At 68.8% G+C, this 19,832-nt stretch carries 18 protein-coding genes and 1 pseudogene; 14 read left to right on the plus strand and 5 right to left on the minus strand.

Annotation, left to right across the window (positions count from 1 at the left end; genetic code table 11):
• Position 1: 1 nt before the first annotated feature.
• From ACT53U_RS17425 to ACT53U_RS17440, 4 genes are all read right to left on the minus strand, one after another.
• A complete protein-coding gene (locus tag ACT53U_RS17425; RefSeq protein WP_476157072.1) occupies positions 2-799 on the minus strand; it encodes an IclR family transcriptional regulator in 798 nt (265 codons plus the stop codon).
• Positions 800-820: 21 nt separating this feature from the next.
• Positions 821-1,573, minus strand: a complete 753-nt coding sequence (locus ACT53U_RS17430) for an SDR family NAD(P)-dependent oxidoreductase (RefSeq protein WP_476157073.1) — start codon at positions 1,571-1,573, stop codon at positions 821-823.
• Complete coding sequence (locus tag ACT53U_RS17435) at positions 1,570-2,781, minus strand: ABC transporter substrate-binding protein (protein WP_476157074.1); 1,212 nt, start codon at positions 2,779-2,781, stop codon at positions 1,570-1,572. The genes ACT53U_RS17430 and ACT53U_RS17435 overlap by 4 nt, the downstream gene beginning before the upstream one ends.
• Before the next feature lie 67 nt (positions 2,782-2,848).
• The gene (locus ACT53U_RS17440; RefSeq protein WP_476157075.1) at positions 2,849-3,247 is read right to left on the minus strand and encodes a cupin domain-containing protein; all 399 of its coding nucleotides are present in this window, start codon (positions 3,245-3,247) and stop codon (positions 2,849-2,851) included.
• A 94-nt stretch (positions 3,248-3,341) separates the two neighbouring features.
• Between ACT53U_RS17440 and ACT53U_RS17445 the strand changes: the two genes are divergently transcribed.
• The 14 genes and pseudogenes from ACT53U_RS17445 (at position 3,342) to ACT53U_RS17510 (ending at position 17,568) form a co-directional block, all read left to right on the plus strand.
• Positions 3,342-4,115 carry an SDR family NAD(P)-dependent oxidoreductase gene (locus ACT53U_RS17445; protein ID WP_476157076.1) on the plus strand — a complete coding sequence of 258 codons (774 nt, stop codon included), beginning with the start codon at positions 3,342-3,344 and terminating at the stop codon, positions 4,113-4,115.
• A 4-nt stretch (positions 4,116-4,119) separates the two neighbouring features.
• Positions 4,120-4,890 carry an ABC transporter ATP-binding protein gene (locus ACT53U_RS17450; RefSeq protein WP_476157077.1) on the plus strand — a complete coding sequence of 257 codons (771 nt, stop codon included), beginning with the start codon at positions 4,120-4,122 and terminating at the stop codon, positions 4,888-4,890.
• Entirely contained in the window at positions 4,887-5,585 is a 699-nt protein-coding gene (locus tag ACT53U_RS17455; protein WP_476157078.1) for an ABC transporter ATP-binding protein, read from the plus strand. The genes ACT53U_RS17450 and ACT53U_RS17455 overlap by 4 nt, the downstream gene beginning before the upstream one ends.
• A gap of 11 nt (positions 5,586-5,596) precedes the next feature.
• Positions 5,597-6,475 (plus strand): annotated as a pseudogene (locus ACT53U_RS17460) (branched-chain amino acid ABC transporter permease); the annotation flags it as partial.
• A 147-nt stretch (positions 6,476-6,622) separates the two neighbouring features.
• On the plus strand, positions 6,623-7,471 hold the full coding sequence (locus ACT53U_RS17465) for a branched-chain amino acid ABC transporter permease (RefSeq protein ID WP_476157148.1): 849 nt from the start codon (positions 6,623-6,625) through the stop codon (positions 7,469-7,471).
• Complete coding sequence (locus ACT53U_RS17470) at positions 7,471-7,836, plus strand: Dabb family protein (protein WP_476157079.1); 366 nt, start codon at positions 7,471-7,473, stop codon at positions 7,834-7,836. Before ACT53U_RS17465 ends, ACT53U_RS17470 begins: the two co-directional genes overlap by 1 nt.
• 166 nt (positions 7,837-8,002) lie before the next feature.
• A complete protein-coding gene (locus ACT53U_RS17475) occupies positions 8,003-9,619 on the plus strand; it encodes an ABC transporter ATP-binding protein (RefSeq protein WP_476157080.1) in 1,617 nt (538 codons plus the stop codon).
• 277 nt (positions 9,620-9,896) lie between these two features.
• Positions 9,897-10,379 (plus strand): MarR family winged helix-turn-helix transcriptional regulator, encoded by a 483-nt coding sequence (locus ACT53U_RS17480; protein WP_476157081.1) that lies wholly within the window; start codon positions 9,897-9,899, stop codon positions 10,377-10,379.
• A gap of 23 nt (positions 10,380-10,402) precedes the next feature.
• Positions 10,403-11,098 carry an SDR family NAD(P)-dependent oxidoreductase gene (locus ACT53U_RS17485; RefSeq protein WP_476157082.1) on the plus strand — a complete coding sequence of 232 codons (696 nt, stop codon included), beginning with the start codon at positions 10,403-10,405 and terminating at the stop codon, positions 11,096-11,098.
• A gap of 1 nt (position 11,099) precedes the next feature.
• Positions 11,100-12,434, plus strand: coding sequence for an NAD(P)/FAD-dependent oxidoreductase (locus ACT53U_RS17490; protein WP_476157083.1), 1,335 nt, complete (start codon positions 11,100-11,102; stop codon positions 12,432-12,434).
• Positions 12,435-12,518: 84 nt separating this feature from the next.
• Positions 12,519-14,156, plus strand: coding sequence for a peptide ABC transporter substrate-binding protein (locus ACT53U_RS17495; protein ID WP_476157084.1), 1,638 nt, complete (start codon positions 12,519-12,521; stop codon positions 14,154-14,156).
• 182 nt (positions 14,157-14,338) lie between these two features.
• The gene (locus ACT53U_RS17500; RefSeq protein WP_476157085.1) at positions 14,339-15,289 is read left to right on the plus strand and encodes an ABC transporter permease; all 951 of its coding nucleotides are present in this window, start codon (positions 14,339-14,341) and stop codon (positions 15,287-15,289) included.
• Positions 15,290-15,343: 54 nt separating this feature from the next.
• Positions 15,344-16,201 (plus strand): ABC transporter permease, encoded by an 858-nt coding sequence (locus ACT53U_RS17505; RefSeq protein WP_476157149.1) that lies wholly within the window; start codon positions 15,344-15,346, stop codon positions 16,199-16,201.
• A gap of 35 nt (positions 16,202-16,236) precedes the next feature.
• Positions 16,237-17,568, plus strand: a complete 1,332-nt coding sequence (locus ACT53U_RS17510) for an NAD(P)/FAD-dependent oxidoreductase (protein WP_476157086.1) — start codon at positions 16,237-16,239, stop codon at positions 17,566-17,568.
• Between the two features lie 69 nt (positions 17,569-17,637).
• Here the strand turns inward: ACT53U_RS17510 and ACT53U_RS17515 are convergent, their stop codons facing one another.
• A complete protein-coding gene (locus ACT53U_RS17515) occupies positions 17,638-19,728 on the minus strand; it encodes an oxidoreductase (protein ID WP_476157087.1) in 2,091 nt (696 codons plus the stop codon).
• Positions 19,729-19,832 lie beyond the last annotated feature (104 nt).

A 19,832-nucleotide genomic window follows, 5' to 3' on the forward strand; every position in this document is an offset into this window, starting at 1 on the left:
CTCACTTGGCGCTGCGTTCGGCGCTGAGCAGATCGGAGATGCGGCGCGAGGCGGTGCCGACGGTCTCGCGGATGGTCTGGAGCGCCGCGCCCTTCGCGGCGTCGTCGGCGACGATGGCGACGAGACTGCCGGCGACGCGACGCTCCGAGGCGAAGATCGGTGCGCCGACGCCGACCAGACCGGGGTCGATCTCGCCGTGGGTGACGATCACCTCCTCGCGGCGGAGCCGCAGGAGATTGGCGCGGAAGGCGTCCCAGTCGTCGCCGAGCCCGGCGGCGGTGATCTCGTCGCGCTTGCGCAGCATCAGGTTGCGCTGCTGATAGGGCGTCAGATGGGCGAGGATCGCCTTCGCCGTGGCGCCGAGGAACATCGGCATCGGACGGCCGCGCTCATAGCTCGAATGGACGTCGGGGTTGCTCCACTCGGTGTGCAGGCACATCACCTTGTCGCGGTAGAAGCCGCAGAGCATCAGGTTGAGGCCGGTCGCATCGGTCGTCTCGCGCATGATCGCGCGGGCGACGCCGACCAGCGGGTCGTGCAGGCGCAGCAGGCGGTCGAGTTCGGCGACGCGCGGGCCGACGCCGTAGCCCTCCTGGTAGGAGACGCTCAACAGACCCGCGTCGGCGAGACACTTCAGATGGCGATAGGCGGTGGCGCGCGAACAGCCGAAGGCGCGCACCACGTCGTCAGCCGTCACCACCATGGAGCCGTCGTCGAAGAGGTCGAGAATGGCCAGCATGCGCTCGAGGCTGCTGCCGGCGCCCTCACCCGCTTCGGTCTTGTCCTTGCGTTCCGTCACCGTCGAACCCTTCGTCCGTCGTCAGTGTATGTGATACCCGCCATTCACCTCCAAGACGATTCCGGTGCAATACGCCGAAAGCCCGCTGGCGAGATACAACGCCGCGCCGGCGACGTCGTCGGGCGTGGCGAAGCGTCCGAGCGGGATCGCCGCGCGCAACGCCTCCTCCTGTCCCGGCGGGAAGCGCCCGATCGTCATCGGCGTCGAGACGATGCCCGGAGCGACGGCGTTGACCCGGATGCCGCGCGGCCCCAGTTCACGCGCCAGCGCCTTGGTGAAGCTGATCAGGCCGCCCTTCGAGGCGGCATAGTGCGAGCCGCCGAGGAGGCCGCCGCCGCGCGAGGCCGACATCGACGCCATGTTGACGATCGCCGCCCCGCCCGCCTTCTCGAGGAAGGGCAGCGCGGCGCGCGTCAGGCGGTAGGTGCCGGTCAGGTTGACGTCGATCATCCGCTGGAAGTCCGCCTCGCGGAGATCGTCGAGGCGGATCGCCCCGACGATGCCGGCGTTGTTGACCAGCGTGTCGAGCCCGCCGAGCCGCTCGGCCGCCGCTGCGATGGCGGCGGCACAGTCGGCCTCCGACGTCACGTCGCAGACGGCGTAGTCGAGACCGTCTGCGAGGTCGGCGACGCCGTCGGGCGCCGCCATGTCGAGACAGACCACGCGGGCACCGTGGCGGGCGAAGGTCTCGGCGATCGCCCGGCCGATACCGGCCGGGTGCGCCGCGCCCGAGACGACCACGCGTCGGCCGTTCAGGAGATCGCCCGTCGTCATTTGGCCACCAGTGGGCAGCCGCCGGCGGCGAGCGGACGGAAGGCCTCTTCGGCCGGGATCGTGCGGAGCACGTGATAGTAGTCCCAGGGACGCTTGGACTCGCTCGGCTTCTTGACCCGGTAGAGGTAGAGGTCGCGCAGCACGCGGCCGTCCTCGCGGATCTTGCCGCCCTTGGTCATGAAGTCGTCGATCGGCGTCGCCTTCATCTTCGCCATGACCGGTCCGGCGGCGTCGGTGCCGACCGCGGCGATCGCCTTCAGATAGTGCATGGTAGCGGCGTAGTCGCTGGCGTGGATCATCGACGGCATCTTGCCGTTGCGCTTGTAGAAGCGCTCCGACCACGCCCGCGTGGCGTCGGTCTGATCCCAGTAGAAGGCGCCGACGAGGTTGACGCCCTGCGCCGCCTCGAGGCCGATCGAGTGGACGTCGGTGATCGCCATGTAGAGCGCGGCGATGCGCTGGCCGTCGTCGCCACCGATGCCGAACTCGCGCGCCTGCTTGATGCTGTTCACCGTGTCGCCGCTGCCGTTGGCCAGGCCGATCACCTGCGCCTTCGAGGCCTGCGCCTGGAGCAGATAGGACGAGAAGTCGGCGCTGGCGATCGGGTGGCGCACCGAGCCGAGCACCTCACCGCCGCGCGCCTTGACCACCGCGCTCGCGTCACGCTCGAGGGCGTGGCCGAAGGCGTAGTCGGAGGTGACGAAGAACCAGGTCTTGCCGCCGTCGGCGACCATGCCCGAGGCCACGGCCGAGGCGTAGGCATAGGTGTCGTAGGTCCAATGGATGCCGTTCGGCGAGCAGCTCTTGCCGGTCAGATCCGAGGTGCCGGCCGAGGTGAAGATCGCCACCTTGTCCATCTTGCGGGTCAGGTCCTGGACCGCCAGCGCGATGGCCGAGTTCGGCACGTCGAGGATCATGTCGACGCCGCCCTGCTCGTACCACTTGCGGGCGGTCGCCAGACCGACGTCGACCTTGTTCTGGTGGTCGGCGGAGACGACCTCGATCGGCTTGCCGAGCACCTTGCCGCCGAAGTCCTCGATCGCCATGCGCACGGCGTCGACGGCGAGCGAGCCGGACAGGTCGGCCATCATGCCGGACTGGTCGTTGAGCACGCCGATGCGGACCACGTCGTCGCCGACCTGGGCCGAGGCCGCCCCCGTCGACAGCGCGAAGGCGAGCGCCGCGAGGGCGGTGGAGCATTTCGTCATGACTTCCTCCCGTGTCGACCGTTTTCGGTCTTGTCGTCTTGTCGTCGAGATGCGGGGACGGCGCGGCTCACTCGAGCGTGGCGCCACCGAAGGCTTCGATGAAGCGGTTGGGCTTCAGGAAGAAGCACAGGACGAGCGCGCCGTTGGGCGCGCGGGCGATGTGGCGATTACCGGCGGGGCGCCAGACGAACTGGCCCGGACCGACCTCGCCCTCGTCGTCGACGATCGAGCCGGAGAGGACCCAGGTCTGTTCGATCTCGACGTGCTCGTGCAGCGGCAGTTCGGTGCCCGGCTCCCAACGGAACAATGCCGTCAGCAGCCCGGTCTCCTTGTCCTGAACGAGAATCTTCATGTCGACCCCGGCGACGGGGGTCGGCTTCCACGGCAGCGCGTCGACCTCGATGAAGCGCGACGCGAGCGGTCCGAGCGCGGCGGTACCCACCAGGCCGGGTGTTTCGAGCGCCATTCTCTCCTCCCGATCAATAATCTCACTATTGGCGACATACGGACAATCGCGTATGGTGAGATTACTGTCAAGAAAAACACGGAGGAGCCGCCACATGGAGAACCGAACGAGGGCCTCACGCTTCGTCGGCCGAACCGCGCTGATCACCGGAGGCGCCGGTGGGCTGGGATTCGCGATCGCGCGGCGCCTGGGCTCTGAGGGGGCGACCATCGTCGTCAACGACCTCGCCGCCGAAGTCTGTGCCGAGGCCTGCGCCCGGCTCGGCGAAGAGGGAATCACCGCCGTCCCGGCGCCCTTCGACGTCGCCGACGCGGGCGCGGTCGAGGCCACCTTCGCCGCGCTCGCCGCCGGCGGGCACGTCGTCGACGTCCTCGTCTGCAACGCCGGCAATCAGGTGCGCAAACCGCTGATCGAACTCAGCCCGGCCGAATGGCGGTCGCTGCAGTCGGTCCATGTCGACGGCGCCTTCAACTGCATGCACGCAGCCCTTCCCGACATGATCGCGCGCGGCCACGGCCGCGTCGTCGTCATGGCGTCGATCGCCGGCGAGGCGGCGATGCCCAACATCTCCGCCTATGCGACGGCCAAGGGCGCGCTGGCGGCGCTGACCCGGGCGGTGGCGGTCGAATACGGCGGTCGCGGCATCACCTGCAACGCGGTGGCGCCCGGCTTCGTCAAGACCTCCTTCACCGCGGCGCTCCAGACCAATCCGGACTTCGCCGCCTTCATGGCCTCCGCGGTGCCGGTCGATCGTTGGGCGACGCCCGACGACGTCGCGCCGCTCGTCGCCTTCCTCGCATCCGACGAGGCGTCCTATGTGAACGGTCAGGTCGTCGCCGTCGACGGCGGCCTGCTCGCGAGGATGTGACGCCATGGCCCAGACATCGACCATCGCCCTCTCCTGCCGCGATCTCGTCCGCAGTTTCGGCGGCTTCCGTGCCGTCGCCGGCGTCTCGCTCGACGTCCGACGCGGGTCCATCCACGCGCTGATCGGCCCCAACGGCGCCGGCAAGACCACCTGTTTCAACCTGCTGACGCGCTTTCTCGACGCCGACGCCGGCCGGATCGAGCTCTTCGGCGCCGACATCACGCGGGAGCGGCCGGAGGCCGTCGCCCGGCGCGGCCTGATCCGCTCGTTCCAGATCTCCTCCGTCTTTCTCGGCATGACCGCACGGCAGAACGTGCGCATGGCATTGATGCAGAAACACGGCCTCGGGCCACAGTTCTGGGCGAGCCCTGCCCGGCTCGCGCCCCTCGACGAACCGGCCCGCGCGCTCCTCGACGAGGTCGGCCTCGGCGACGTCGCCGAAACCCGCGCCGCGCTGCTGCCCTACGGCCGCAAGCGGGCGCTCGAACTCGCCATGACGCTGGCGCTCGAGCCGGCGGTGCTGCTCCTCGACGAGCCGATGGCGGGCCTCGGGCGCGAGGACATCGAACGCTGCGCCTCGCTCGTCCAGCGGCTCGCCGTCGACCGCACCGTGCTGATGGTCGAGCACAATCTCTCGGTCGTCGCCCGGCTCTGCGACCGCATCACCGTGCTGGCGCGCGGCGCGGTCCTCGCCGAGGGCAGCTACGCCGAGGTGTCGAGCGACGCCCGGGTGATCACCGCCTACATGGGCGAACGGCGCGAGGTGACGGCATGACCATGCTGACCATCGACGACCTCCAGGCCTGGTACGGCGAATCCCACGTCCTGCACGGCGTCACCTTCCATGTCGGCGAGGGCGAACTCGTCACGCTGCTCGGCCGCAACGGTGCCGGCAAGACGACGACGCTGCGCGCCGTCATGGGGATGATGGATCGGCGCACCGGCTCGATCCGCCTCGCCGGCACCGAGACGATCGGCCTTCCCGCCCATCGCATCCCCCGCCTCGGGCTCGGCTACTGCCCGGAGGAACGGGCGGTGTTCCGCAGCCTGACCGTCACCGAGAACCTGATGCTGCCGCCGCAGATCGCGCCGGGCGGCCTGTCGCTCGACGAGATCTACACGCTCTTTCCCAACCTGATCGAACGCGCCCGCTCGTCCGGCGGCAATCTCTCCGGCGGCGAACAGCAGATGCTGGCGATCGGCCGGATCCTGCGGACCGGCGCCAAGCTGCTGATCTTCGACGAGCCGACCGAGGGGCTGGCGCCCGTCATCGTCCGCCAGATCGCCGACGCGATCGTCGCGCTGAAGCGGCGCGGCTTCACCATCGTGCTGGTCGAGCAGAACTTCCACTTCGCCACCGAGGTCGCGGATCGCATGTACGTCATGGACCACGGCGTGATCGTCGACGAACTGACCCCGTCCGAAGCCCGCGCCGACGCGCGACGGCTCGAACGACACCTCGGCGTCTGAAAGGAACCTCCATGTTCGACCTGTTCGGGATTCCTGCCAACGCCTTGGCCGGCCAGCTGCTGCTCGGGCTGATCAACGGCGCCTTCTACGCGACCCTGTCGCTCGGCCTCGCCGTGATCTTCGGCATGCTCAACATCATCAACTTCGCCCACGGCGCCCAATACGCCCTCGGCGCCTTCGTCGCCTGGATCCTGGCGACGTACTTCGGCATCGGCTACTGGGGCGCGCTGATCCTCGCGCCGCTGGCGGTCGGCATCGCCGCCGTGGTGCTGGAGCGGACCGTCATCCGCCGCACCTACCGGATGGACCATCTCTACGGGCTGCTGCTCACCTTCGGTCTCGCCCTGATCATCGAGGGCACGCTGCGCCAGATCTGGGGCGTGTCGGGCCTGCCCTACGCCATGCCGGACGCGCTGCGCGGCGGCATCCGCCTCGGCTTCATGTTCCTGCCGTGGTATCGCGCCTGGGCGGTGGTGTTCTCGCTGGTGATGTGCCTCGCCGTCTGGCTGGTGCTGGAGAAGACGCGGGTCGGCGCGGTGCTGCGTGCCGCGACCGAGAACCCCGGCATGGTCAAGGCCTTCGGCATCGACGTGCCGCTGTGGATCACCGTCACCTACGCGCTGGGCACCGCCCTCGCCGCCCTCGCCGGCGTCGTCGCCGCGCCGATCTATCAGGTCAGCCCGCTGATGGGCTCCAATCTGGTGGTGGTGGTCTTCGCCGTCGTAGTGATCGGCGGCATGGGCTCGATCGGCGGCGCGATCGTCAGCGGCTTCGCCCTCGGCGTGATCGAGGGTCTGACCAAGGTGGTGTGGCCGGAAGCCTCCAACTTCGTGATCTTCGTCATCATGGCGATCGTGCTGCTGGTGCGGCCGGCCGGCCTCTTCGGGCGCAAGATCCAGGCGCAGAACGCGATCGCGGCGGAGGCGACGCGGCGCGGCTTCGACGTCTCGCCGAGCGCGCGGACCTGGTTCGTCGCCGCCGTCGTCGTGGCGGCGCTCGTCGCGCCCTATCTGCTCTATCCGACCTATCTCGCCAAGGTGCTGTGCTTCGCGCTCTTCGCCGGTGCCTTCAACCTGCTGCTCGGCTACGTCGGCCTCCTCTCCTTCGGCCACGCCGCCTATTTCGGCGCGGCGGCCTATGCGGCCGGCTGGGCGATGAAGAACTGGGGGCTCTCGACCGAGCTCGGGCTGCTCGTCGGCCTCCTCGCGGGCGCCGGTCTCGGCCTCGTCTTCGGCGCGATCGCCATCCGGCGGACCGGCATCTACTTCTCGATGATCACGCTCGCCCTGTCGCAGGTGGTCTTCTTCGTCGCCGTGCAGGCGAGCTTCACCGGCGGCGAGGACGGATTGCAGAGCGTGCCGCGCGGCCGCCTGTTCGGCCTCGTCCCGCTCGAGGACGCCCATGTCATGTACTATTTCGTGCTGGCGGTCTTCGTGCTCGGCTATGCGGCGATCCTCCGGATCCTGCGGTCGCCCTTCGGCGAGACGATCCGCGCGGTGCGCGACGACGAGCAGCGGGCGTTGTCGCTGGGCATTCCGGTCGCCCGCTACAAGCTCGCCGCCTTCGTCATGTCGGCGGCGCTCGCAGGCCTCGCCGGCAGCCTCAAGGTGCTGGTCTTCGGCGTCGCCTCGCTCACCGACGTCCATTGGCACGCCTCCGGCGAGGTCGTGCTGATGACGCTGCTCGGCGGCATCGGCACGCTCGCCGGGCCGATCGTCGGCGCCGCGGGCTTCGTGTCGCTGCAGAACTTTCTCGCCCCGCTCGGCTCCTGGGTGTTCATCGCCCAGGGCGTGATCTTCGTCCTGTGCGTGCTGTCGTTCCGCGAAGGGCTGGTCGGCCTCGCCGCCCGCGGCTGGAACGCGCTCGCCAACCGCGGGAGGGGCTGATGTTCATGCACGTGGTCCTGATGGAGATCGCGGCGGACGCGGCCTTCCACGCCGAGGTCGAGCAATGGTGCGACCGCGTCCGCCGCGAATGCGACGGCGTCCTCGGCTACGCCTACGGCGAGAACCGAGCCTCGCGCGCCGACGGGCTGAGCCACGCCGTCGTCGCCCATTTCGTCGACGAGGCCGCCCACGACGCCTACCAGACGAGCCCGGCGCACCAGGGTATGAAGGCCTTCATGGCACCGGAGATCCGCCGGATCGTCGTCTTCGACGGCGACGTCGCCGACCTGGTTCGGGCCGTGCCCGGTCGAGAGCCCCGATCGGCGGCCTCGCGTCGATCGGAAGAGAAGGCGCGCGGGGGCTAGGGCCGTCCCGGAGCCGGCTTCCTGCCTCCGGGACCTCCGCCTGCGGGTCCGATCCGACTTTCGGGGCGCGGCAGGGTTCTTGCTAAGCTCCGCGGGTCGGTCGACGGGAGACCCGGTCGTCCGACTGTTCGGCAAGCCGCTTTCGGAAGAGAGGGAGACATCGTCCATGACGCGATCCGCAGTTCTGTCGATCGAGAATCTGACCGTCGCGCTGCCGCGCGAGATGGAACGCCGGCATGCGGTCGAGGACATCTCCTTCGACCTCGAGAGCGGAGAGATCCTCTGCATCATCGGCGAGTCCGGATCGGGCAAGTCGGTGACGGCGTCCGCGATCATGGGGCTTCTGCCGAAGTCGATGAGCGTCGTCGGCGGCGCGATCCGCTTCCAGGGGCACGATCTCGTCGGCGAGGCGGACGACGTGCTGCAGAAGCTGCGCGGGCGCTCGATCGGCATGGTGTTCCAGGACCCGCTCTCCGCACTCAATCCGCTGATGACGATCGGCCGGCAGATCGCCGAGGTCATGGAGGCCCACGGGGTGGGAACGGCGGAGAGCCGCGCCGGCCGGGTCACGGCCCTGATCGAGGAGGTCGGCCTGCCCGATCCGGAGCGGATCCGGCATCAATATCCGTTCCGGCTCTCCGGCGGCCAACGCCAACGGGTGATGATCGCCATGGCTCTGGCGCTCGATCCGGATGTCCTGATCGCCGACGAGCCGACGACCGCCCTCGACGTCACGACCCAGGCGCAGATCCTCGAGCTGATCCGCAAGATCCAGCGCCGCAAGAACATGAGCGTCCTGTTCATCACCCATGATTTCGGCGTGGTCGCCGACATCGCCGACCGCGTCGTGGTGATGGAGAAGGGCCGGATGGTCGAGGCCGGACCGGCCGAGCAGGTGCTCTCGTCGCCGAGCCATCCCTACACGCAGCGCCTGATCGCCGCCGTGCCCAGGCTGGAGACGGGCCGCGAAGAGGCCTCGGCGCACAGGGTCAAGGTGCTGGAGGTCGAAGGGCTCCGCAAGACGTTCAGGGTCTCGCAGGGTCTCTTCGGCCGCTCCCGCGAGGTCTGCGCGCTCGACGACGTCGGCTTCTCGCTCGAAAAGGGCCGGACGCTCGGGGTCGTCGGCGAGTCCGGCTCGGGAAAGTCGACGCTGGGGCGTGTTCTGCTCAAGCTGATCGATGCGGATGCCGGTCGCATCCTCTTCGACGGACGCGACATCGCGGCCATGGCGGAAGACGAGTTCCGCGCGCTGCGCCCCTATGTGCAGATGATCTTCCAGGATCCGTTCGCCTCGCTCAATCCGCGGCAGACGATCGGCCGGATCCTCACCGCCGGGCCGGTCGCCCACGGCGTCAGCCCGAAGGAGGCGCGCACCAAGGCCCTGCGCCTGCTCGAGCGGGTGGGGCTCGGGGCCGGCAGCTACGACCGGTTCCCCCACGAGTTCTCCGGCGGCCAGCGCCAGAGGATCGGGATCGCCCGCGCGCTCATGCTCGATCCGGTCCTGCTCGTCGCCGACGAGTCCGTCTCCGCGCTCGACGTGTCGATCCAGGCCCAGATCCTCGACCTGCTCGACGAGATCCGGCGCGAGACCGGCGTGTCGATGATCTTCATCACCCACGACCTGCGTGTCGCCAGCCGGATTTCCGACGAGATCGCGGTCATGCACCGCGGTCGCCTGGTCGAACTCGGCACCCCCGACCAGATCTTCCTCGCGCCGGAACACCCCTATACGCGCCAGCTCGTCGCCGCCATTCCAGGGCGGCGCTGGGAGCCCGCCGCCTGAGACGGCCCTCCCCTCGAAACCACGATCGCCGTCGACCTCGCAGCACCCGTGTCGCTCATCCGAGCGGCACGGGTGCTGTGCATATGGCGCAATATTGAGCAGATATTCCAGTGGCTGAAAATTATTCGCCAGCGTCGAAAAAATGGTTGCAAATATCCACCATCGTGCAAACTATAAGCACTGTTACATAGAGACGTACCCAGATGTGCAGCCTTCACTCACGCGAAGCCCGCTTCGCGTGCCACGAAAACTCGTGCCTGGAAATCTCCGAAGCAAAATGAGCGACAAGAACAAGCCGCCAGTCTCGATAGACGAAATCGATCTCGACGTTCTGGAAGGAACGCTGAGCTTCTACATCCGTTCGATCAACATCGCCGTGTCCCGCGATCTCGACGAGAGGCTGCACGGTCTCGAGGTGGCGAAGGGGACGGGCAAGATCTCGACGCTGCTCCTGGTCGATTCCCATCCCGGCATCCGCTCCTCCCACCTGGCGCAGCTGACGCTCAAGGACCGCTCCGCCATGGGCCGGATCGTCGACCAGATGGTCGACGCCGGCCTGGTGCGGCGGGAGACCTCGGCCGAGGACAGCCGGGTCCAGGAACTCCACATCACGCCCGAGGGCGCCGCGCTCGCCGTGGAGGTGCGCGCCCGGGTCACCAAACAGTCGGAAGACTTCTTCGCAGGCGTGCCCGAGGCGGAGAAGAAGCTGCTCCTCGACATGCTGCGGCGGACCTATCGCCGGATCGCCGGCCTCGGCTGAGCGCGATCGGAAAGGAAGACGTGATGACGGAAGCGCGTGTCGCCATGATTTCGGGCGCGAACCGCGGCATCGGTGCCGCGATCGCCCGCGAGCTCTCCGTACGAGGGTGGCGCCTCTCGCTGGGGATGCGCCGGCCGGCGCTCGCCGGCGAACTCGATCCCGACCGCACGCTCGTTCACGCCTACGACGCGGGCGAGGCGGGAGAAGAGGCCTGGGTCGCGGCGACCCTCGCGCGCTTCGGGGCGGTCGACGCCCTCGTCGCCAATGCCGGCATCATGATCCCGAAGACGGTGATCGAAGCCGACGACGCCGACCTCGACGCGATGATGGACGTCAACGTGAAGGCGCCGCGCCGTCTCGCCAAGGCGGCCTGGGCGCCGCTCGGGGCCTCCGGGCGCGGGCGGGTGGTGGTGATCGCCTCGCTGTCCGGCAAGCGCGTCAAGTCGTCCGCCGCGTCGCTCTATTCGCTGTCGAAATTCGCCGCCGTCGCGCTCGCCCACGGCATTCGCCACACCGGCTGGGACCTCGGCATCCGTGCCACCGCCGTCTGTCCCGGCTTCGTGTCGACCGACATGGCGCGGACCCTGTCGTCGCGGGCGGACGACGAGATGACGAACCCGGCCGATCTCGCCCGCGTCGTCGCCATGCTCTTGGATCTGCCGAACGAGGCGAGCGTCGCCGAGTTCGCCGTCAACTGCCAGCTCGAGGAGTCGTTCTGACATGCCCGGTCCCCAGGTCGTCCCGGTGAAGGGGGATGATGCCCTGCCGAAGAAGGTCGACGTCGTCGTCATCGGCGGCGGCATCATCGGAACCTCGACTGCGCTCGAGCTCGCGGAGGCAGGCCTCGTCGTCGCCCTCTGCGAGAAGGGCGGCATCGGACAGGAACAATCGAGCCGCAACTGGGGCTGGGTCCGCCTCGCCCGTCGCGACCCGCGCGAAGTGCCGCTGATGGTCGAGGCGCTGCGGATCTGGGCGGGGCTCGATCAACGGATCGGCCGCGACACCGGCTACACCCGGTCCGGCATCGCCTTCTCCTGCGCCACCGACGCCTATCGCGCCGAGATGGAGCGTTGGATCGACCAGAACGCCGCGCGTTATCAGGTCGGCATGCGGATGCTCGACGCCAAGGAGTTCGAGGCCCTCTACCCCGGCACCCGGCTGAAGACCAAGGGGGCGCTCTACGCCCCGATGGACGGCCGCGCCGAGCCGCAGAAGGCGGCCCCGGCGATCGCCGAGGCGGCGCGCGACCGCGGCGCGGCGATCCTCACCGAATGCGCGGTCCGCGGCATCGAGACGGCGGGCGGTCGCATCTGCGGCGTCGTCACAGAACGCGGGTCCATCGCCTGCAGTTCCGTCGTCCTCGCCGGCGGGGCCTGGTCGAACCTGTTCTGCGGCCGGTTCGGCATCGACCTTCCCCAGCTCAAGGTCATGAACTCGGTCATTCGCACCGAACCCTTCGAAGGTGGTCCGGACTACGCCCTGTGGGACGACGACTTCGCGTTCCGCAAGCGTCAGGACGGCGGCTACACCGTCGCGTCCGGCCGGACCAACATCGTCGACATCGTTCCCAAGTCCTTCCGCTACGCCCGCGCCTTTCTGCCCGCCTTCGCCCAGGAATGGCGATCGCTGTCGTTCCGCGTCGGTCCCCGTTTCCTGGAGGAGGCGCGCCAGTCGCGGGACTGGTCGATGGACGGGGCATCGCCCTTCGAGGCCTGCCGCGTGCTCGATCCGACGCCGTCGCAACGGGTCGTCGACAAGGCGATGCGGGCGCTGAAGCGAGCCTATCCGGTGTTCGAGGGCGCCAAGGCTGCGCAGGCCTGGGCCGGATACATCGACGTGACGCCCGACGCCGTGCCGGTGATCTCGGCGGTCGACGCCATCCCCGGCTTCCACATCGCGACCGGCTTCTCCGGCCACGGTTTCGGCATCGGCCCGGCCGCCGGCCGCCTCATGGCCGATCTGGTGATCGGCCGCACGCCTCTGGTCGATCCGAAGGATTTCCGGTTCTCGCGCTTCACCGACGGATCGAAGGTCCGGCCGATCAGCGGTTTCTGATCGACATCCGGAGCGGCGCCGCGGTGCCGCTCCGCTCTCCCGCCACGCTCGCCGACGAGACGACAGACAGAGGAGTTCCTACGCATGAACGACAGGTTCGCCCCCCTCTCCCGCCGCCAGGCCCTCGCCCTTCTCGGCGGCACCGCCGTCGGCGTCGCGCTGTCCGACACCGTCGTCTGGGCGGCGGCAAAGGCCGTCAAGGGCCAGCTGACCATCGCCTTCTCGCAGGAGCCGACGGTGTTCAACCCGCACATGCCGCACATCGAGGTCGACGAAGGCATTCACTTCAGCATCTTCGATCCGCTGTTCGGCATCGACGAGACGGGCAAGTTCACGCCGGCGCTGGCGGTGGAAGTGCCGACGGTGGAGAACGGCGGCATCTCGGCCGACGGTCTGTCCTGGCGCGTCAAGCTGCGCGACGGCGTCAAGTGGCACGACGGCAAGCCCTTCACCGCCGAGGACGTCAAGTTCACGCTCGAACTGCTGGTCGATCCGGCCTTCCGCAGTTGGCGCCGCGCCGGCCACGACCTCGTCCGCGATCTGACCGTCGTCTCACCGACGGAGATCACGTGGCGGCTCGAGAAGCCCTACGCGCCCTATGCCTCGATCCTCGCCTCGACCTTCATCACGCCGAAGCACGCCTTCGCCGGCGCCGCCGACAAGAACAACACGCCGTTCAACAATGCACCGATCGGTACCGGACCGTACAAATGGTCGGAGCGTGTCGCCGGCGACCACATCCTGCTCACCGCCAACACCGACTATTTCGGTGCCGGACCGCACCTGGAGAAGGTGATCTACAAGTACATCCCCGACCTGACCGTCCTCTATACCCAGTTCAAGACCGGCGACGTCGACGTGTCCGGCCTGCAGTGGATCACCCCGGATCACTATGCCGAGGCCAAGACGCTGCCCGGCAAGATCGTTCAGGTCGTCCCGGGGTCGACGGTCGAGTCCTTCACCTTCAACATGGAACGCCCGCAGTTCAAGGACGCGGCGGTGCGCCGGGCGCTCTACCACGCGCTCGACAAGGCGACGATCATCGAGGCGCTCTACTACGGTCTGCCGCGCCCGACCGAGACCTACATGCCGCAGGAGTCGTTCTACTACAATCCGAACCTGCCCAAGCACGAGTTCAGCCTCGACAAGGCCAAGAAGCTGCTCGACGAGGCCGGTTGGAAGGTCGGCGCCGACGGCATCCGCGCCAAGGGTGGAGTGAAGCTCGCCTTCACCAACTCCACCACCGCCGGCAACCACATCCGGGAACAGGTCCAGCAGTTCATCCAGCAGAACCTGAAGTCGATCGGGATCGAGATGACGATCTCCAATCTGCCGCCGGCCGTGATGTGGGGCGACTACTGGATGCTGTCGAAGTTCGATTCGGTCATCGTCGGTCTCGATTTCGTCACCGGCGATCCGGACACCTCGGACTTCTTCCTGTCGACGTCGAGCGCCGGCAAGGGCGGGGCGGGCCAGAACACCTGGCAATATGCCAATCCCGAGGTGGACAAGCTGCTGGCGCAGGGCGCCTCGAGCTTCAAGCCCGAGGAACGCAAGGCCGCCTACCTGAAGATCCAGGAGATCATGCGCGCCGACCTGCCGTTCCTGCCGATGTTCCAGTACGCGACGGTGCGCGGCCGCGCCAAGGGCGTGGAAGGCTTCAAGGCCAACGTCAACACCCGGATCGACACCTGGAACATCGGCGACTGGTCCCGTTCGTGACCCCCCTCTCGTCGTGAGCGCCGGACCGGCGCTCACGACCTCGCCGCCCGCCGCTTCACGCGGTCTCCGGCTGGGGTGACCGGGCGGCGAGGGGCTGCCCGGTGGCGAGGGAAGAGGTCGTCGCTCCCTTCGATCGGGGATCGTGGGAGCCCCGAGATCCAGGCCGAGGACGGAGGCCCATCATGTTGCGCTATCTCGGCGGTCGGCTCTGGCAGAGCCTGATCCTGCTCTTTCTGGTGTCGATGATCGGCTTCGCGCTGCTTCATCTCGCACCGGGCGGCCCCCTGTCGCAGTTCGCTCTGACGCCGGGCATGACCCAGGCGGAGATGAAGCGGATCGCCGCGCAGATGGGGCTCGATCGCCCGCTGCCGGTCCAGTATCTCGACTGGCTGTTCCACATGCTGCAGGGCGACTGGGGGCGATCCTATCGCGACAATCGCCCGGTGATGCAGGTCGTCTTCGACCATCTTCCCGCGACGCTGCTGCTGATGGTGACCGCGACCGCCATCTCGCTGACGGTCGGCGTCCTCGCCGGCATCAAGGGGGCGATCCACCGCAACTCGGTCTTCGACTATGCCGTGACCGTCGGTGCCATGATCGCCCTGTCGATCCCGACCTTCTGGTTCGGCCTCGTCGCGATCTACCTGTTCTCGGTCGAGCTCGCCTGGCTGCCGGCCGGCAACATGTACACGGTCGGCGACGGCTCGGTGCTCGACCATGCCCGCCACCTGATCCTGCCGGCGAGCGTGCTCGGTCTCGTCGACGTGGCGATCTGGAGCCGCTACATGCGCGCCGCCACGCTCGAGGTGATCAACCAGGACTTCGTGCGCACGGCCCGGGCCAAGGGTCTGACGCCCGCCGTCGTGTTGCGGCGTCACGTGATCGGCAACGCGCTGCTGCCGATGATCACGCTCGCCGGCATGCAGCTGCCGGCGATGCTGGGCGGCGCGCTGGTGACGGAAACCGTCTTCACGTGGCCCGGCATGGGGCGGCTCTTCCTCGACAGCCTCGGCTACAGCGACTACCCGGTGGTCATGGGGCTGCTCATGTTCTCGGCCGTCCTCGTGCTTCTCGGGAGCCTGATCGCCGACCTTCTGGTCGCCTTCGTCGATCCCCGCATCCGGCTCGGATAGGAGCGCCCCATGAGTGTCGCAAGCGTCACGCCCGATGTCCCCGCGCCCGACCGGATGCCGCCCGAACGGTGGTGGCGCCATCGCTCGGTGCGCCGTTTCGCACGCCACCGCCTGGCACTGATCGGAGTCGGGATGATCCTCGTCCTGATCGTCGCCTGTGTCTTCGGGCCGCTGCTGCTGCCCTTCGACGATCTCCACATCGATCTGCACGCCCGCTTCGCGCCGCCGATGACCGGAGCCCACGTGTTCGGCACGGATCCGCTCGGACGCGATCTCGCCGCGCGCCTGTTCATGGCCGGACGCATCTCGCTGCTGGTCGGGTTCATGGCGATGCTGATGAGCACGGCGATCGGCTCGATCGTCGGCGTGACCGCCGGCTATCGCGGCGGCTTCGTCGGCACCGTCCTGATGCGGTTCGTCGATGCGATCCTGTCGTTTCCGAGCATCTTCCTGTTGCTCGCCCTCGCGGCCTTCATCAAGCCGAGCCCGGCGATGATCACCGTCATCATCGCCCTGACCAGCTGGATGGAGGTCGCCCGCATCGTCGAGGCGGAGGTGCGTTCGCTGCGCGACCGCGACTTCGTACTCGCGGCCCGCATGCTCGGGCTGTCGAACCGCTGGATCATGTTCCGCGAACTGCTGCCCAACGTCGCCGGCCCGATCATCGTCGCGGCGACGCTGACGATCGCCCGGGCGATCCTGCTCGAGGCCTACGTCAGCTTCCTCGGCTACGGCATCCAGCCGCCGGTGCCGAGCTGGGGCAACATGCTCAACGGAGCCCAGCAGTATCTCGCCGGCGCGCCCTGGCTCGCCATCGTGCCGGGCGTCGCCATCACCATGGCGGTCACCGCCTTCAACTTCATCGGCGACGGCCTGCGCGACGCGCTCGACGCACGCAGCGACGCCGGCTGAACGGGCGCTCCCGCCCGACACGGAGGGTTCCGTTCATGGCTGCCGATCCGAAGTTCTCGCCGTTCGAGACCACCCTCTGGTACGCCACCGCCGCGCCGCCTCCCGACATGCGGCCGCTCGACGGCGATCGCCGGACCGACGTCTGCATCGTCGGCGGTGGTTACACCGGGCTGACGACGGCGCTCGAACTGGCGCGGGCCGGCGTCGGCGTCGTCCTCCTCGAGGCCCGGGAGATCGGCTTCGGCGGGTCGGGGCGCAACGCCGGACACTGCACGCCGACCTTCACCCACTACGAACTGCCCGAGATCCGCCGGATGCTCGGCGAGCCCTGGGCCGAGCGCCTGATCGATCGCCAGACCAAGGCGAACCGCCGCGTCTCGGCGATGATCGAGCACTATGCCATCGACTGCGAATGGCAGCAGAACGGCTACGTGATGGCGGCGGCGACGCCCGGCGATCTGCCGCGGCTGGCCGACAAGGTCCGCGACTACAATGCGGTCGGTGCCGATACACGGTTGATCGACCGCGACGAGGCCGAACGCATCACCGGCAGCCCGCGCTTCCACGGCGGCTGGTTCCACGCCGAGGCCGGCCACCTGAACCCGCTCGGCTATGCCCGCGGTCTCGCCCGCGCCGTTCTCTCGGAAGGCGGCAGCGTCCATCCGGACACGCCGGTCACGGGGATCGATCGCACCGCGGCCGGCTGGCGCGTCGTCACCCCGCGCGGTGCCGTCGTCGCGGACAAGGTGTTGTTCGCGACCGGCGCCTACACGGTCGGCGGCTGGCCGGGGCTCGATCGAACCTTCCGGATCATGCGGGTCTTCGTCGCCGCGACGGCACCGCTGCCGCCGGAGGAGCGTCGCAGCGTGCTGCCGCGCAACACGACCATCCACGACGGCCGCGGCGACATCTACGTCTACAAATACGACGCCGCGGGCCGGATCGTCGCCTCGATGTTCCCGATGGGACGGCGCGGGCGCGATCTCGCCCATACCCGACAGATCATGACCGACCGGTTGAAGTGGCTCCATCCACAGATCCGAGGGCCGATCGAGTGGCCGTTCTTCTGGTTCGGCGAACTCGACATGCAGTCGCGCACCGTCCCGCGCCTCTACGACCTCGCCCCGGGCGTCGCCGCACTGACCGGACTGTCGGGACGCGGCGTGCCGACCGGCAGCATGCTCGGCGGCATCCTCGCCGAATGGGCGCAAGGCGTCCGTGAACAGGACCTCGCTCTGCGCGTCGAGCCGTTCCGCTCCGCTCCGTTCCACATGCGCTTCGCCCCGCAGATGGTGCTGCGATGGCACCGTCTGCGCGACAACGTCCGCGCCCGCGCGGCGGGCGTCCCCCTGCCACCCCATGCATGACCGAGGCGAAGAGCCCGCCCGCGCCCGTCCCGCTCTCGGCGACGACGGCGCGGCCGGTGCCGGGTGTCGTCACCAGGCGAGCGGTCCGTCGTCGAGAGCCGCCACCTCGCGGCGGAAGGGCAGGTCGTCGGGACCGAGCGGAGGGGCATCGAGTTCCTCGGCGAAGCGACGGCCGGCCCAGACCGCCGCGGCGATGGTTCCCGGCGCGAGCGCATCGCCGACACGCGTGACCGAAGCGAGACCGGCGTCCGCCCATTCCGCCCGCCGCGCGAGAAGCTCTTCGGCGAGCCCCTTCTGCGGCAGACGCGCGGTGACCATCACGATCGCGGCGCAGGGGCGGCGCTCCAGCCGGCCGGAATAGACGCAGGCGAGCTCGATCTCGCCGCCTTCCACCCGCGTCGGCAGGCGATGCGGCACGATGGTCACCCCGACCTCGAGGAGGCGGGCCTGCACGCGGTGCTGCTCCATCGTCATCTTCATCCAGGTCGAGGCCTCGCCATTGGCCGTCACCAGCGTCACCTCCCGCCCCTCGCGGGCGAGGAGTTCGGCGAGGATGCCACCCATGTAGTAGTGGTCGTCGTCGAAGACGATCACCGGCCCCGGCGCCGGCCGGCGTCCGGCCATCAGATCGTCGGGCGTGAGCACGTCGACGCCCGCCGCGATCGGCAGCGGCTTCAGCAGCCGGCGTCCGATGCCGTCGGCGCGCCAGCTCGAGCCCGTGGCGATCGCCACATGGGCGAAGCCGAAGCCGAGAATGTCGTCGGCGGTGAGCCGGCTCTCGCGATAGATCTCGACGTTCGCGGTGTCGGCGAGGCGGCCGACGCGGTAGTCGACCACACGACCCCAGGCCGCGAGACCCGGCAGGCGCCGCTCCGCCACCAGCCGTCCGCCGAGATCGCGCGTCGCCTCGGCGAGCGCCACGTCGTAGCCGCGCCGCCCGAGCATCATCGCCGCCTCGAGACCCGCCGGCCCGGCGCCGACGACGAGGACCTTCGCCTCGCTCTCCTTCGGCCGGATGCGCTCGGGATGCCAGCCGCGCCGCCATTCCTCGCCCATCGACGGGTTCTGGGTGCAGCGGATCGGCGTCGTCGTGTGGTCGCCGGCGACGCACATGTTGCAGCCGATGCATTCGCGGATCTCCTCGATCCGCCCCTCCTCGATCTTCTTCGGCAGGAAGGGATCGGCGATCGAGGGACGCGCGGCGCCGACCAGATCGAGGATGCCCTGACGCACCATGCGCACCATCGTGTCGGGCGAGGTGAAACGGCCGACGCCGACCACCGGCCTGGTGGTGAGCTTCTTCACGCCGGTGACGAAGGGCTCCTGATAGGCCTCGTCGGCGAAGCGCGAGGTCTGGCTGTCGTTGTCCCAGCTCGACAGGGTGAGGTCCCAGAGATCGGGCACCTCGGCGAGATGGGAGATGATGTCGCGCGCCTCCTCGGCGTGGAGACCCTCCGGGCCGATCAGTTCGTCGACCGAGATGCGGCAGGCGGCCGCCATGGTGTCGCCGACGGCATCCTTCGTCTCCTCGATCAGCTCCTTCAGCAGACGGCAGCGGTTCTCGAGGCTGCCGCCGTATGCGTCGGTGCGGTCGTTGTAGCGCCGCGACAGGAAGAACATGGCGCCGCCGAAGAGCTTGCCGGCGTAGACGTAAGTGATGTCGTAGCCCGCCGTCTTCGCCCGCAGCGCCGCGGCGCGGTGCCACCGGCGCAGATTGCGGATGTCGGTCAGGTCCATGGCGCGCGCCTGGACCGGGTCGTCATAGACGGAGAAGACCGGCAGATCGGCGGGGCCGAAGGGAATCTCGCGCGAATAGAGATTGGGCGCGTTCATGCCGTTGTGGGCGAGCTGGAGCCCGGCGAGGCTGTCGTGGGAATGGATGGCGTCGGCCATGCGGGCGAGCGCCGGCACGTCCTGATCCGACCAGTTCCTCAGTTCGATGAAGGGGGCGATGTCGCCGGTCGGATGGATCTCGACCTGTTCGGTGCAGACGACACCCCAGCCGCCCTCCGACTTGATGGCGCGCATCGTCGCGAGCGCCGTCGGGTCGCGGTAGCCCATGCCGTTGCAGTGGGGCACCTGATAGAAACGGTTCTTCGTCGTGACGGGGCCGATCTTCACCGGCTCGAACAGGACGTCGTATCGCGGATCACGGGTCATGGGGGCTCCGGCTCGGCTGCAGTACGCGGTTTTCCGGAGCCTAGGAGGCGGCGCCGCGCAGCGAAATTCGCTTTTGCCGAAGCCCTGCTTCGGAAGATCCTCGC

It is taken from the genome of Pinisolibacter sp. DMC19, assembly GCF_056313985.1.

Bases quoted from the DNA above. Each gene is read 5' to 3' on its own strand.
- ACT53U_RS17430 (WP_476157073.1), bottom strand. From the start codon at position 1,573: ATGACGACGGGCGATCTCCTGAACGGCCGACGCGTGGTCGTCTCGGGC.
- ACT53U_RS17435 (WP_476157074.1), bottom strand. From the start codon at position 2,781: ATGACGAAATGCTCCACCGCCCTCGCGGCGCTCGCCTTCGCGCTGTCG.
- ACT53U_RS17440 (WP_476157075.1), bottom strand. From the start codon at position 3,247: ATGGCGCTCGAAACACCCGGCCTGGTGGGTACCGCCGCGCTCGGACCG.
- ACT53U_RS17445 (WP_476157076.1), top strand. From the start codon at position 3,342: ATGGAGAACCGAACGAGGGCCTCACGCTTCGTCGGCCGAACCGCGCTG.
- ACT53U_RS17450 (WP_476157077.1), top strand. From the start codon at position 4,120: ATGGCCCAGACATCGACCATCGCCCTCTCCTGCCGCGATCTCGTCCGC.
- ACT53U_RS17455 (WP_476157078.1), top strand. From the start codon at position 4,887: ATGACCATGCTGACCATCGACGACCTCCAGGCCTGGTACGGCGAATCC.
- ACT53U_RS17470 (WP_476157079.1), top strand. From the start codon at position 7,471: ATGTTCATGCACGTGGTCCTGATGGAGATCGCGGCGGACGCGGCCTTC.
- ACT53U_RS17475 (WP_476157080.1), top strand. From the start codon at position 8,003: ATGACGCGATCCGCAGTTCTGTCGATCGAGAATCTGACCGTCGCGCTG.
- ACT53U_RS17480 (WP_476157081.1), top strand. From the start codon at position 9,897: ATGAGCGACAAGAACAAGCCGCCAGTCTCGATAGACGAAATCGATCTC.
- ACT53U_RS17485 (WP_476157082.1), top strand. From the start codon at position 10,403: ATGACGGAAGCGCGTGTCGCCATGATTTCGGGCGCGAACCGCGGCATC.
- ACT53U_RS17490 (WP_476157083.1), top strand. From the start codon at position 11,100: ATGCCCGGTCCCCAGGTCGTCCCGGTGAAGGGGGATGATGCCCTGCCG.
- ACT53U_RS17495 (WP_476157084.1), top strand. From the start codon at position 12,519: ATGAACGACAGGTTCGCCCCCCTCTCCCGCCGCCAGGCCCTCGCCCTT.
- ACT53U_RS17500 (WP_476157085.1), top strand. From the start codon at position 14,339: ATGTTGCGCTATCTCGGCGGTCGGCTCTGGCAGAGCCTGATCCTGCTC.
- ACT53U_RS17505 (WP_476157149.1), top strand. From the start codon at position 15,344: ATGCCGCCCGAACGGTGGTGGCGCCATCGCTCGGTGCGCCGTTTCGCA.
- ACT53U_RS17510 (WP_476157086.1), top strand. From the start codon at position 16,237: ATGGCTGCCGATCCGAAGTTCTCGCCGTTCGAGACCACCCTCTGGTAC.
- ACT53U_RS17515 (WP_476157087.1), bottom strand. From the start codon at position 19,728: ATGACCCGTGATCCGCGATACGACGTCCTGTTCGAGCCGGTGAAGATC.